A 13551-nucleotide genomic window follows, 5' to 3' on the forward strand; every position below is an offset into this window, starting at 1 on the left:
CGTCGCCGCCGGTGACACACTCTGCTGTGTGCCGCTGACCTTCGACGACCTGCTCACCCGGGCCCGCGCCCTCGCCCGGGACGGGCGGCGCGCGATCCTCGGGATCACGGGCGGACCGGGCTCGGGAAAGACGACGCTGGCCGGGCACCTGGTGCGCGCCCTGAACGCCGACGGACCGCCCTGGGTGGCGCACGTCCCCATGGACGGCTTCCATCTGGCCGACGTCGAGCTGGACCGGCTCGGCCGCCGCGACCGCAAGGGCGCGCCGGACACCTTCGACGCGGCCGGGTACGCGGCACTGCTGCGGCGGCTGCGCGAGGAGACCGGCGAGGTGGTGTACGCGCCCGGGTTCGAGCGGGTCCTGGAGCAGCCGATCGCGGGCGCGGTCCCCGTGCCGCCGACGGCCCGGCTGGTGGTGACGGAGGGCAACTACCTGCTGCTGGCGGAGGGTTCGTGGGCGCGGGTGCGGTCGTGCCTGGACGAGGTGTGGTACTGCGAGATCGACGAGCAGGAGCGGATCAGGCGGCTGGTCGCCCGGCACGAGGAGTTCGGCAAGGAGCGCGATGCGGCCGTGGCCTGGGTCCTGGGGACGGACCAGCGCAACGCCGACCTGATCGCCATGACGCGGGACCGGGCGGACCTGATCGTGCCGCCCGGCGCGCTGCCCTAGGTCCTCAGACGCTCAGCGTGAGTACGGGTTCGCCGGCGGCATCACCCACCGGATCGCCGACCACCGCGGTGAACGCCTCGGTGTGTACCGTCAGCCCCCGCTCGTCGCTGTCGAAGGCGGGTGAGAAGGGGCCGCCGGGCCCGTAGCGTACGGCGAACACGTGCAGGCCCGGTGGAGCGCCCGGTGCCGGGGCGGCCTCCAGTGCGGTGGAGCCGGTCAGGTGGCGCCAGCCCTCGTCGGGGTTGCCGTAGCCGCGCGGGTCGGCGGCGAGTGCGAACGCCGCCTGCTCCTGGGTGAGTTCGGCGCGGGCGTCGAAGTGGTCGGGGCCCGGGTCCGCGGGATGCGTGAGGCGCAGCCCGCCCGCGGCGACGACCTCGCCCTCGGCCACGCGGCGCACCCGGTCGCCGTCGTCGGCGGCGTACGGCAGCCCGGACAGCAGGTACGGCGCCCCGTCGAGCCGCTCGACGGCGACCGTCACCCAGAGGCTGGTGCCGTCGGTGACGTACAGCGAGCGGACATGGCGCAGCACATGGTCGCGACCGACGACCGGCTTGGTGACCAGCTTGGCCGCGAGCCCGTCGGCGCGGACGTCGCGCACGCGCACCTCACCCATCGGACGGCACAGCAGGAAGCCGTCCGTGACCGGGCCGAACCCGTGCTGGCGGCGCACGGCTGCGGGCAGGTAGTAGGTACCGGCCACCTCGACGAGCGAGGGGGTCATGCGGTTGTCGAAGGCTACGGAGACCGTGCCGCGGCGCAGCTGGTGGCGGGCGGGTGCGGTCGACGGGACGCGGTGCCAGTGGCTGGTGTCCTGGATCTGCCAGACCAGCATGAAGGCGAAGTGTCCGTCCACGCGGCCGTCGCGCTGGACCGCGTGCCGCCCCCAGCGGGTGTCGCCCCGGTAACGGCCCAGGTCCGCGCCGATGCGTGCGCTGAAGTAGCGCAGGCCCAGGACGGATTCGAACCCGGAGTGCTGTTCGCTGTAGCGGGGGCCGCCGTTGTCGAAGCCGCCGCTCGTCAGACGGGCGTCGATGTAGCGGGCGAGCGCCTCCCCGTCCTCGGCGAACATCTCCTCGCCGCTGACCCGGTGGGCCTGGGCGAGGAAGGAGAGGGAGATCGGGCCGTAGTTGTTGTCGTACGCGCCGCCGTGCTCGGGCGGCAGCAGGGCACCCCGGTCGCGGACCCGGTGGGCGCGGATCTCCCCGGAGTACAGGGCGAGCGCGCGGGCGCGGACCCGGTCGCCCTGCCCGTCGGGGAGATGGCGGGCCAGCATGAGTCCGCCGACCACACAGCCGATGGCCTGGTTGCCCGCCTCCTGCGGGTTGAAGAAGCTCGACTCGGTCAGCCGGCGCCAGTATCCGAGGGCCAGCTCGGTGAGCGCGGTGCGCTGTTCGTCCTCCAGGAGGCCGTCGGCCGAGTCGAGGACGTTGACCGCCTGGAGCAGCGCCCACACCGTGCTCGGCCAGTCACCGATGGGGTGTGCGCCCGCTTCCAGTACGTAACGGGCGTAGGGCAGGCCGGAGTCGGTGATGCGGAGGTTCGGGTAGCCGGGGTTGTCGTCGGTGTAGACACGCTCGCGCAGATGGAAGGCGAGGCTGCGGCGCACCGCCTCGGGCAGCCGGGGGTCCCGGCCGCGCTGCCAGGCGAGGGCGAGCAGGGAGGTGATGCCGAGGGAGGTGTCGCCGATGTCGTCGCCGGCGTCGGGGTGTTCGAGACTGCCCTCGGGGGTGAGCCGGGACAGGGCCTGCGCGGTGACGTCGGCGAGGACCGCGTCGTATGTCTCGGGGGTGTCCGGGAGGTCGTGCAACGGGCCGCGCTGGTGCGGGAGATACACGGGTGGATCAGCCCTTCATGCCGGAGGTCGCCATGCCTTCCACCAGCCTCTTCTGGAAGATGAGGAAGCAGATGAGCGTGGGCGCGAGCGCGATGGCCGACATGGCGAACATCGCGCCGTACGAGGAGCCGCTCGTCTGGTCCAGGAACAGGGTCAGCCCGAGCGGGACCGTGAACTTGTCGTTCTGCTGGAGGTAGACGAGCTGGTGCAGGAAGTCGTCGTACGTCCAGATGAAGGTGAAGATCGTGGTGGTGATCAGGGCCGGCTTCATCAGCGGCAGGATGATCTTCCAGTAGATCTGCAGGGGGTTGGCGCCGTCCATCATGGCAGCCTGGTCCAGCTCGCGCGGGATGGAACGGATGAACTGGACCATCAGGAAGACGAAGAACGCGTCCGTCGCCAGGAACTTCGGCACGATCAGCGGGAGGTAGGTGTTGATCCAGGTCAGGTTGTAGAAGATCGTGTACTGCGGGATCAGGACGGCCTGCGTGGGCAGCATCAGCGTGCCGAGCATCAGGCCGAACCAGATCTTCTTGCCCCGGAACTCGAAGCGCGCGAACGCGTAGGCGGCCAGCGAGCAGGAGATGACGTTCCCGATCACCGCCCCGATCGTGACGATCAGCGAGTTGGTGATGTAGAGGGAGAAGGAGTTGCCGGAGCCGCTCCAGCCCTCGGAGTAGTTCTGCGGGTGCAGCCGGTCCGGGATCAGCCCCGGGTGGGTGAAGATCTCGGTGTCGGGCTTGAGCGAGCTGCTGAGCATCCACAGCAGCGGGTACAGCATGACGACCGCGACGCCGATGAGCACGGTGTGGAGGAAGATGCGGCGGGTGCCGGTGGCCGAGCGGAGCTTCTGCAGCGGCGACATCGCGGATCGGGGCGGGGTGATGGCGGACATGGGGTGTGCGGACTCCTCGCTCAGGCGTCGAATCGGACTCTGACGACGTCAGTCGTCGTAATGCACCCAGTAGCGGCCGGCGACGAAGTTGACCGCCGTGAAGCCGGCGATGACCAGGAACAGCACCCAGGCAAGCGCCGAGGCGTACCCCATCTGCAGGTCGGTGAAGCCCTTCTTGTACAGGTAGAGCGAGTACAGCATGGTCGAGTTGATCGGCCCCCCGGTGCCGTTGCTGATCACGAAGGCGGGGGTGAACGTCTTGAACGCGTCGATGATCTGCAGGACCACGTTGAAGAAGACGATCGGCGTGAGCAGCGGAAGGGTGATCCGGAAGAACCGGGTGACGGGCCGGGCGCCATCGATCGCCGCCGCCTCGTAGACGTCCTTGGGCAACTGCTTCAGTCCGGCGAGGAAGATGACCATCGGGGTGCCGAACTGCCAGACGGCCAGCAGGACGAGCGTGTAGAGCGCGGAGTCGGGGCTGGAGATCCAGTCCTGGCCCTCGATGCCGAACCAGCCGAGGAAGTCGTTGAACAGGCCGTCGCCACCGAAGACCTGGCGCCACACGATGGCCACGGCCACCGCTCCGCCCAGCAGCGAGGGCAGGTAGAAGGCGGCCCGGTACAGGCCGATGCCCTTGAGGTCCCGGTTCAGGAGCATCGCCACGCCGAGGGCGAGCGCCAGCTTCAGTGGCACGGAGACGAGGACGTACAGCAGGGTGGCGTGCACCGAGTCCCAGAACACCGGGTCGTCGGTGAACATGCGCGAGTAGTTGTCCGTGCCGACCCACTTGGCGGACGAGAGCAGGTCGAAGTCCGTGAAGGACAGGTACAGCGAATCCAGCATCGGGTAGACCGTCAGGCCGAACAGGCCGACGAACCAGGGGGCCAGAAAGAGGTAAGGCCACCATCCCCCGCCGAGCCGTCTGGCGGCGCGCCGGCGCATCCGTTCCCGCTCGCGCCGGTCGGCGGGGGTCGCCGGCGCCGCCGGCGTCTCCCCCACGACCTCGTCGGTCTTGGTGGTGGTCATGCTCATCTTCTCCCTGGCCCTCTCCCGGTGCCTGACTGTGCTGGGGCGGGCGGTCAGCCCGCGAGGATCGACTGCGCCTGGTCGAAGAACTCGCTCAGCTGCGCCTTGACGGACTTCTTGCCGAAGGCGACCGCCAGGTTGGACTGGAAGAGCAGGTCCCAGATCTGGTCCGCGCCCTTGGGCGGGGGCACCGGCGCGGGCAGCGCGCCCGCGGCCTTGGCGACCCGCCGGGAGATGTAGTCGGCGTTCGCCATGTTCAGCTTGTCGGTCTCGGTCAGCCCGCCGGAGATCAGCGAACGGGCCTTCTCGGTCGGCGGGATGCCGCGCAGCAGCTGCATGTCCTTGATGGCGGTGGCGTCCTGGGCGAAGAAGTCCATGATCTTCACCGAGTCGGCGACCTGCTTGCTGGCCTTGGTGGCGCTCAGCAGCACGCCGCCGTTGACGAAGTTGCCCTCGCGGGCGCCGGACCAGTCGCCCTGCGGGGTGGGCAGGAAGTCCAGCTGGGCGTCGGTGATCGAGCCGCCTGCGCCGTAGACACCGGAGTCGAAGGTGAACAGGGCCTTGCCGATGACGACCGCGTTCTTGGTGAGGTCGTTGTGCGCGGCCGAGGTGACGGCGGGCGGCGGGGAGGCGTGGTCCCGGCGCATCCCGGCCCAGAACTCCCACCACTCCTGCAGGACGTCGGCGGTGAAGCCGAGCTTCTTGCCGTCGTCGGAGAAGAACTGCCGGCCCTTCTCGCGGGCGAAGATCTCGAAGCACTGCAGGGTGGAGCCGCCGCCGTCGTCGACGCCGTACTGCTTGCCGCCGCTCTTCTTGTAGACGTCGGTCGCGATCTTCTTCAGGTCGTTCCAGGTCCACTCGTGGTCGGGCAGCTTCAGGCCGAGCTGCTCCAGGCCGGAGCGGTTGACGGTGAGCTGGTTGACGCCGATGCCGGACGGGACGCCGTACAGCTTGCCGTCGACGGTACCGGCGGCCAGGAGCGTCTTCGAGAAGCCGGTCAGGTCGAGGGACTTGCCGACGTAGGAGTCGAGCGGGGCGAGGATGCCCTTGCGGGCGTACTGCGCGACCAGCGCGGTGTCCATCTGCATCAGGTCGGGGGTGCTGCCGCCGGCGACCTGGGTGTTGAACTTGTCGAAGTAGCCGTCGTAGCCCTGGTAACGGGTCTCGATCTCGATCTTCGAGTTCTTCTTCCGGAAGTCGGCGAGGGCCTTCTTGTACGCGGCGTGCCGGTCGTCGCTGCCCCACCAGGTCATGGTCAGCCTGCCGCTGTCGCTGCCCGCCCCGGTGCCGCCGGCACAGGCGGCGAGCGTGGAGCCGAGCGCGCCGGCGACGGCCAGCCCGCTCGCGGTGCGGAAGAGGGTTCTGCGCGAGATCTGGTGACCCACCGGGTCCTCCCTGAAGGTGCGTGACGGATCCCGGAGCCGGTCAACTCGGCTCGGGCGCCTTGGTGTTGGAATCGCTTTCCGGTATGCGGCCTCGCCCGGCCGCGGCACTCCTGACGGGTGCGGTCCCCGGCCCTGACGGCCGTCGCCCGGCGAGCACGCCCTCGCCTGGCTGCCGCACCTCACGTACGGTCGGGACGCCCACCCTCGAGCCGGGGTCCCGCCCGGCCTAGAAAGCGCTTGTCCGGACATTGGCAGACCGAGTCGGAGGCCGTCAATCCTTCGCCCGCACGGCCTCGGTCACGGTTTGGACTCCGCGTGCGACCGCGAGTCCGGCCGCGCCGGCGACGGTTCCGAGGTCCCCGACCGTGCTGCTGACCACTTCGGTGGGCCAGCTCAGCCGCTCCAGTTCGGCCCGGACACCCGGGAGGAGCTGCGGGTCCGCGCCGGTGCTGCCGCCGAGCACGATCAGCCCGGGATCCAGCACGGCGGCCACGGCGGCGGCAAGCCTGCCCACGTCGGCGGCATGGCGGGCGACGACCGCGCGGGCCGTCGCCCGGCCCTCGGCGGCGAGGGCGAAGAGCTGCTCGGTGGTGCGGGGGCAGGGACCGTCGGCGGACCGCCAGGCCTGCTCGGCCCGGTGCAGCAGGGAGTGCGCACCGACGTACTCCTCCAGGGCCTCGCGGCGCGGCTCACGGTCGTCGTCCCAGGGGTAGGGCAGCCGGGCCAGCTCGCCCGCGGCGCCGTTCGCTCCGCGCAGCACCCGGCCGCCGACGACGATGCCGAGGCCGATCCCCACGCCGATCCGCAGATAGCCGAAGGTGTGGCGGCCGCGGGCGGCGCCCTCGTGCAGTTCGGCGAGCGCGGCGCAGTTCACGTTGTTCTCGAGGTGGACGGGGACACCGGGCGGCAGCGCGACGGCCATGGCATCGTAGGCGGGCCCGGCCTTGGCGGTCGCGGGCCGCATGCCGGTGCCGTCCCGGTCCTGTGCGGTGACGTCGCCGACGGCGACGACGATGGTGCGCAGCGGGGCGCCGGCGGGCAGCGCGGCGAGGGTCTCGCGCACGGCGTCGGCGGCATCGGCCCGGGAGGTGGTGGCCTGGGCGAGCAGGCTGCCGTCGAGGGCGCAGCCGCGTACCCGGGTGTGGGCGGGGCCGAGGTCCACGGCGAGCACGGTCCCGGCGGCCGGGCCGAGACGGTAGACGGCGGCGGTGCGGCCGGTGCCGCTGGAGGCCGTACCGGAGTGGGCGGCGAGCCCCGCGGCCTCGAGTTCGGCCACGGCGGCGGAGACCGTCGGTTTCGAAAGGCCCGCGTCGGCCGCCAGCCGGGGGCGGGTGGCGGAGCCGGCCGTGGCCAGGACGGCGAACACCGCGCGGGCGCTCTCGCTCAGGATCATGCTCTCCCCCGGATTCGATCCGCAGTCTGCTGGTGAGGGGCGCCGGGATTGCGTGCCCCTTGACGCACTCTACTTCGTTAGTTAATTTCCTAACGAACTCACGGTACTCGCCTGCCGTGGCCGCCGCCGAAGCCCGTCCCGGGGCTTCCCGACACCTTCTGCAGCCGTTCATCGAGGCGCGGTTCGCCCGCCGTCGCAGCACAGCACCAGGGAGCACGGCTCCTGCAGCACAGCTCCCTGCGGACGACGAAAGAGGATCCGTGCAGGACGTTCCGCATCCCCTCGTGGTCGGGATCGACGTGGGCGGCACCAAGACCCACCTGAGGGCACTTGCCGGAGGTGATCCGGTCGCCGACCGTGTCCGTTCCAGCAGCGGCTGGCGGCCGCACGCCCCTGCCGCCGCCGCGGCCTGGCTGGCCGCACTGCTCGACGACGCCCTGCCGGCCGGACTCCGGCCGGCGGCCCTCGCCGTGGGCGGGCACGCCTGCGAGACACCGCGCCAGTGCGCCGCGATCCGGGCCGCCCTGGGCGATGTCCTGGACGTGCCCGCGCTGATCGTCGGCGACGCCGAACTCCTCGTCCCCGCAGCCGGGTTGGAGAAGGGGGTCGGTCTGGTCGCGGGCACCGGATCGGTCGCGGTCGGTCACGCGGCCGACGGCACGCCGGTGCAGGCCGGCGGCTGGGGCGCGGTCCTCGGCGACGAGGGCGGCTCCGCCGGGCTGGTCCGGGAAGCCGCACGGGCCTGCCGGGCCGCCCACGACCGCGGTGAGGCACCCGACGCGCTGGCCGCCGCACTGCTCGCCGCGTTCGACGTACCCGAAGTGCCCGGGCTCGGCGCGGCGTTGGAGAGTGCCTCGGACGTCTCCGCCGAGTGGGGCCGGCACGCCCCGGTCCTGTTCTCGGCCGCCGAGGCGGGTTCCCGGCTCGCCCACGAGGTGATAGCGGCCGGGGGCCGCTCCCTCGCCGCGCTCGTCGTCCGGCTCGCCGACCGCGGCCTCACCGTGGACGACGTGGTGGTCGCGGGCAGCACCGTCCTCGCCCAGCCGCTCCTGTACGGCGCCTTCGCCGCCGCGCTCTGCGACGCCCTGCCCGGAGCACGGCCGCACCCGCTGCGGGTGCCTCCCGTCAACGGGGCGGTGGCGCTGGCGCGTTCGATCCTGTGAACGGCGCGCCCCGCGTTCACCAGCCGCACACGCCCTCGTCGCCGGGGACTCCCCGACGGGACACCGCCCCGGCCTAGATATTCACTCGTTCAACTTCTTTCCCACGGGATCGCACACTTCGGCACATCGCGGCCGGGCGTCTCGGCCGTGCGCGCCGGGCGGTCCCGTGGGCCACTCCCCCGGCCGCCGTCCGGCCGAAGAACTCGAGAGAGGCACACGCATGCCATCACCCGCCGGGCTCCGCTCCTCCTCGCCGGCCCGTGGAACCGCCCTGGGCCGACGCGGTTTCCTCAAGACCTCGATGGGCGCGGCGGGTGTGCTCGCCGCCCCGGCCTTTGCCGCGTGGCTGTCCGCCGCCGACGCCAGGGCCGCGACCGTCCCCGCCGCGTTCGTCGACGACTACCGGACCAACGTCCTGGCCGACCTCACCCCCGAGACCAACGCGGTGGTCCGGATCCTCGGCGGTTTCGCCCAGGTGTGGAAGACCGGCTCGGCCTGGAACACCGGCATCCCGCTGCGCCCCGAGGTGCTGCGCGCCAACATGCTCTACTGCGCCCGGATCACCACCGGGCGCACCGACGCGCAGGCGAAGGAGGCGTTCGTCTACGACCGCCAGCACCAGAGCTACGCGATGATCGCCGGTCTCGGCCCGCTGGCCGGCCTCTACAGGGCGGGCGCCGAGGCGGTCACCTCGATCACCAGCGCACCCGACGGCACCCCGGCGACCACCGTGAGCGACGCGGTGCCCGCGGACGCCCCGGCCGGCTCGGCGCTCGGCGCCGGTTCCCACGACTCCGCGCTCGGCAAGGTCGCCGAACTGGTCGACACCGTGCGCGGTCCGTACGCCTCCGGAAACCCGGCCAAGTACGCCTACCAGTACCCGCGTCCGTGGCGCATGAACGAGGACGGCGAGGTCGTCGACACCGGCGCGAAGGACGCGCTCGGCTACCCGGTGTACGAGTCCGACGTGGTGGTCGCCCCGCAGTTGCTGCGCCAGCGCGGCACCTCCCCTGCCGACGACGGCGGCTTCCCGAGCGGCCACACCAACGCCTTCCACCTGGCCGCCCTCGCCTACGCGTACGCGGTGCCCGAGCGGTTCCAGGAGCTGGTGACGCGCGCCTTCGAGCTGAGCCACACCCGGATCGTGGCGGGCATGCACAGCACCGTCGACGTCATCGGCGGCCGCGTCATGGCCACCGCGCTGGCCGCGGCAACGCTGGCCGACCCGGCCAACGCCGGGCTGAAGGCCGCCGCCCGCGCCCAGGCCCTCGCCCACTTCACCGCGCAGACCGGCACCACCGCCGACACCCTGTACGCCTACGCGCACCCGGACACCGACCCGTACGCCGACCGCGAGGCCAACGCCCGTTCGGTCCGGCCCCGGCTGACGTACGTGCTGACCCGACAGGGCCACGGCGCGCCGCTGACCGTGCCGAAGGGCGCCGAGGTGCTGCTGGAGACCCGGCTGCCGTACCTGGACGCGGACCAGCGCCGCGAGGTGCTGCGCACCACCGGTCTGCCCGCCGGGTACGTGCTGCTCGACGGCGTCGAGCAGTGGGGGCGGCTGAACCTGTTCGCCGCGGCCGACGGTTACGGCGCCTTCGACTCGGGCGTCACCGTCACCCTGGACGCCACCGCCGGCGGCTTCTCGGCGGCCGACAGCTGGCGCAACGACATCGACGGGTGCGGCGGCCTGACCAAGCGGGGCACCGGCACGCTGACGCTGACCGGCCGCAACCGGTACAGGGGCGGGACGGTACTGGAGTCCGGTGTGCTGTCGGCCGGTTCCGAGGACGCACTCGGCCACGGGGACGTGCGGGTCTCGGGCGGCACCCTGCGGGTCGGCGAGCGGCTGCGGGTGCGCGGCGGGTACGCCCAGGACTCCGGCGCCCTGGAGGTCACCCTGCGCGCGGGCAGCAAGGCACCGCTGACCGTGAAGCACCTTGCGGTGCTGGGCCGTTCGGCCGTGCTGTCGCTGCGGCTGGACACCGAGCGGCCGCCGGCCGCGGGCAGCACGCTGCCGGTGCTCGACGTGCCCCGGCTGCGCGGGCAGTTCGACCGCGTGGAGTTGAACTCCGACGCGCTGCGGGCCGTACCCGTGTACACGGCAGAAGGTCTGTCGGTACGACTCGTGAAGCGGTGACGCCCCGGTGGCGGGAGCGGTGCGACAGTAGGACCATGATCCGGCCCCGGCCAGGTCCTGTCGGGCCTGACTCCCGCCACCGCACGGCCGGCGCACCGTGGGGCGGATGATGGCGCGCGCACAGCACACGGCCCAGCTCCTCGTAGCCGAGGCCCCCGCGGACGACAGCCCCCGGCGGAGTACGGCCCGGGACCGTCTGCACGCCGGGCTGCGCCGCCGGCGGCGGTGGCTGGTGCCGCTCCTGGTGGCACTGCTGCTGGCCCAGATGGCCGCCGCGATGGTCACCACGGCGGTCCGGCAGACGCCCACCATCGACGAGCCCGTGTACGTGGCGACGGCCACCGACTATGTGCATGAGCACCGGGTGCGCTACAACCCCGAGCACCCGCCGCTCGGCAAGCTGCTGATCGCGGCCGGGGTGTCGGTGGCCGACCCGCACTACGACCCGTCGTACACCGGCACGCAGGGCGAGGTGGGCCGGCATCTGCTGTACGAGTCGGGCAACGATCCATGGCGGCTGATGCTGTGGGCACGACTGCCGGTGATCGCGTTGACCCTGCTGTTCGGGCTGGTCGTGTTCGCGTTCGCGCATGAGCTGAGGGGCGCTGCGGGCGGGCTGACGGCGCTCGCGCTGTACGCCTTCTCGCCGGACGTGATCGCGCACGGCTCGCTGGCCACGCTGGACATGCCGGCCGCCGGGTTCGTGCTGACGTCCGCCTGGCTGGCCTGGCGGGCCCGGGACCGGCCCCGGTTGTACCTGCCGCTCTGTGGGGCGGCCCTCGGGGCGGCGGTCGCGACGAAGATGAGCGCCCTGCCCGCGATCCCCGTGGTGATGCTCCTCGCGGCGGTGTCGGTGTGGGCCGCCCGGCGGGGTGCCGAGCGGCGCCGGAAGGTGCTCCTGGGGCTCGCGGGGGCGGCGGCCGTGGCACTGGTGGCCGTCGCCGTCGTGTGGGTCACGTATCTGGCGGTCGATCCCGGGCTGCGGTTCACGCCCGCCGAGCCGGTGCCGGCCGTGCACGGCCTGCGCGGGCGCGTGACGGACCTGCTGCCGCTGCCGGAGGCGTACCGGGCCGGGATGCGGGTGCAGTTCGGCCTGGAGGACTACCCCTGGCAGGGCTATCTGTTCGGGCGCCTGTACACGGGGTCGCTCTGGTACTACCTGCCCGCGGCTCTGCTGGTGAAGACCCCGCTCGGGCTGCTCGCGCTGGGCGCGGCCGGTGTCATGGCCGTACTGACGGTGCGACGGCTGCGGCCCGCCGCGCCCTATCTGCTGCTGCCGCCCGTGGTGCTGCTGGCGGCGGCGATGACGGGCTCGCGGGACTTCGGTACCCGGTACGCACTGTTCGTGCCGGTGTTCCTCGCGGTGGCGGGAGCCTGTGTGCCCGCGCTGCGGTGGCGCCGGTCGGGTGTGCTGACGGGGCTGCTGGTGCTGTGGGTGGCGGTGAGTTCACTGCGCACGTTCCCGTACTACCTGCCTTATGCCAACGAGGCGTTCGGCGGGCCGGCCAACACCCATCGGCTGCTGCACGACTCCAACGTGGACTGGGGCCAGGACCTCGGCCGGCTCGCCGACCGCCTCCGGCAGCGGTACCCGGGCGAGCGGGTGTGGCTGGTCTACAAGGGCAGCGGTGTGCCGTCGTACTACGGCATCCCTGCCGCCGATCCGCGCACGGTGCCGCCCGGCCGGGTGCACGGACTGCTCGTCGTGTCGGACTCCGCGGTGGCCAAGGCACGTGGCCGGCTGGCCGAATTGATCGAGTCCAGCCGACCGATCGATCAAGTGGGTCATTCGATCACCTTGTACCGGCGGTGAGCCTGCCAGCCCGTCACAGCCCCTGGTCATGACGGTCGGTGAGCTATGTTGAGTGGTCGTGGGAGACAAAGGAGACGGGTCGGTGCCCTCGCCGCAGCAGGCACGCGCCCAGGCATCAGCGATCACCTCGGGCAAGAGTGCACCGGAGGCCGGGGCCGCACCGACCTCCCAGCTCAGGGAACTCTTCGACGGCCCCCGGCTGTCCCCGGGACAGCGCCGCGTGGCCCAGTACCTGATCGAGCACATCACCGAGGCGGCGTTCCTGTCGATCACCGAGCTGGCGGACCGCGTGGGCGTCAGCCAGCCCTCGGTCACCCGCTTCGCCGCCGCCGTCGGCTTCAGCGGCTACCCGGCGCTTCGGGAGAAGCTCCAGTCGATCGCGCTGAGCACGCTGGCGGGCGGGCCCGGCGAGGTGGACCGCGCCAACGAGCTCCAGGCGGCCGTCGACGCCGAGATCCAGAACCTGGAGAACATGCGCCGCGACTTCGCCGACCCCGACCGGGTGATCCAGGTCGGCCGCGCGCTGTCCCGCTCCACCCCGCTGACCGTGCTGGGGCTGCGCATCTCCGTGTCACTCGCCGAGTACTTCGGCTATGCCGCCCGTCGTATCCATCCCGACGTACGGCTGGTGACGCGCGGCGGCAGCGTGGCCTACGACGCGCTGCTCCAGTCACGCGAGGCCGGCGGCACCTGGGTGCTGGCGTTCGCCATGCCCCGGCACGCGCAGGAGACGCTCACCGCGCTCCGGGTCGCCCGCGAGGCCGGCCTGAAGGTTGCCCTGATCACCGACCTGGCACTGGGTCCGCTGGCCGACGAGGCCGACGTCACCTTCGCCACCGGCACCGGCTCCCGCCTGGTCTTCGACTCCTACGCGGCGCCCGGAGTGATGGCCGCGGCCCTGCTTCAGGCCATGACCGACGCCGATCCGGAACGCACCCAGGCCCGCCTGGAGAAGTACGAACAGGGCGCCGACCAGCAGCAGTTCTTCCTGAAGGACTGAACCTTCCGCCCGCGAAAGACGCATCCCGCAGTTCTTCCGGTCCCACGCGCCCCGCACGGGGATCTTTCGCCGTCAGAGGATCATTCAACGCATATCCCGCATGAATGTTTTCATACGTCTTGCAAACCCGTCGGTATATATAAATACTGCTCACGGATCTCGCCCGGTCGACTCCGGGCTCGTTCCACACCCGCGGGACTCACCGCTCGCACACCGCCCCGAGAAA

The 13551-nt window shown here is 72.0% G+C and carries 10 protein-coding genes; 5 read left to right on the top strand and 5 right to left on the bottom strand.

Annotated elements, in window-relative coordinates; all coding sequences use genetic code 11:
• The first annotated feature begins 28 nt into the window (after positions 1–28).
• On the top strand, positions 29–670 hold the full coding sequence (locus tag AC07DS_RS00875; RefSeq protein WP_479141398.1) for a nucleoside/nucleotide kinase family protein: 642 nt from the start codon (positions 29–31) through the stop codon (positions 668–670).
• A 4-nt stretch (positions 671–674) separates the two neighbouring features.
• Here the strand turns inward: AC07DS_RS00875 and AC07DS_RS00880 are convergent, their stop codons facing one another.
• From AC07DS_RS00880 to AC07DS_RS00900, 5 genes are all read right to left on the bottom strand, one after another.
• Entirely contained in the window at positions 675–2504 is a 1830-nt protein-coding gene (locus AC07DS_RS00880) for a hypothetical protein (RefSeq protein ID WP_479141400.1), read from the bottom strand.
• 7 nt (positions 2505–2511) lie between these two features.
• Positions 2512–3399, bottom strand: a complete 888-nt coding sequence (locus tag AC07DS_RS00885) for a carbohydrate ABC transporter permease (protein WP_479141401.1) — start codon at positions 3397–3399, stop codon at positions 2512–2514.
• A gap of 48 nt (positions 3400–3447) precedes the next feature.
• Positions 3448–4428, bottom strand: coding sequence for a carbohydrate ABC transporter permease (locus tag AC07DS_RS00890; protein ID WP_479141403.1), 981 nt, complete (start codon positions 4426–4428; stop codon positions 3448–3450).
• Between the two features lie 53 nt (positions 4429–4481).
• Entirely contained in the window at positions 4482–5813 is a 1332-nt protein-coding gene (locus AC07DS_RS00895) for an ABC transporter substrate-binding protein (RefSeq protein ID WP_479141404.1), read from the bottom strand.
• Between the two features lie 271 nt (positions 5814–6084).
• The gene (locus AC07DS_RS00900) at positions 6085–7206 is read right to left on the bottom strand and encodes an ROK family protein (RefSeq protein ID WP_479141406.1); all 1122 of its coding nucleotides are present in this window, start codon (positions 7204–7206) and stop codon (positions 6085–6087) included.
• A gap of 260 nt (positions 7207–7466) precedes the next feature.
• On the opposite strand from AC07DS_RS00900, the gene AC07DS_RS00905 reads away from it, so the two are divergent.
• The 4 genes from AC07DS_RS00905 to AC07DS_RS00920 all read left to right on the top strand — a co-directional run bounded on the left by AC07DS_RS00905 (position 7467) and on the right by AC07DS_RS00920 (position 13325).
• Positions 7467–8369, top strand: coding sequence for a BadF/BadG/BcrA/BcrD ATPase family protein (locus tag AC07DS_RS00905; protein WP_479141408.1), 903 nt, complete (start codon positions 7467–7469; stop codon positions 8367–8369).
• Between the two features lie 220 nt (positions 8370–8589).
• Positions 8590–10512 carry a phosphatase PAP2 family protein gene (locus AC07DS_RS00910; RefSeq protein ID WP_479141410.1) on the top strand — a complete coding sequence of 641 codons (1923 nt, stop codon included), beginning with the start codon at positions 8590–8592 and terminating at the stop codon, positions 10510–10512.
• Positions 10513–10618: 106 nt separating this feature from the next.
• The gene (locus tag AC07DS_RS00915; protein WP_479141412.1) at positions 10619–12325 is read left to right on the top strand and encodes an ArnT family glycosyltransferase; all 1707 of its coding nucleotides are present in this window, start codon (positions 10619–10621) and stop codon (positions 12323–12325) included.
• Positions 12326–12407: 82 nt separating this feature from the next.
• Positions 12408–13325 (top strand): MurR/RpiR family transcriptional regulator, encoded by a 918-nt coding sequence (locus tag AC07DS_RS00920; RefSeq protein WP_479141414.1) that lies wholly within the window; start codon positions 12408–12410, stop codon positions 13323–13325.
• Positions 13326–13551: the final 226 nt, after the last annotated feature.

It is taken from the genome of Streptomyces sp. NPDC044064 (assembly GCF_056434245.1).

Coding starts and splice junctions, on each gene's coding strand:
- AC07DS_RS00900 (WP_479141406.1), bottom strand. CDS start 7,206: ATGATCCTGAGCGAGAGCGCCCGCGCGGTGTTCGCCGTCCTGGCCACG.
- AC07DS_RS00910 (WP_479141410.1), top strand. CDS start 8,590: ATGCCATCACCCGCCGGGCTCCGCTCCTCCTCGCCGGCCCGTGGAACC.
- AC07DS_RS00885 (WP_479141401.1), bottom strand. CDS start 3,399: ATGTCCGCCATCACCCCGCCCCGATCCGCGATGTCGCCGCTGCAGAAG.
- AC07DS_RS00890 (WP_479141403.1), bottom strand. CDS start 4,428: ATGACCACCACCAAGACCGACGAGGTCGTGGGGGAGACGCCGGCGGCG.
- AC07DS_RS00915 (WP_479141412.1), top strand. CDS start 10,619: ATGATGGCGCGCGCACAGCACACGGCCCAGCTCCTCGTAGCCGAGGCC.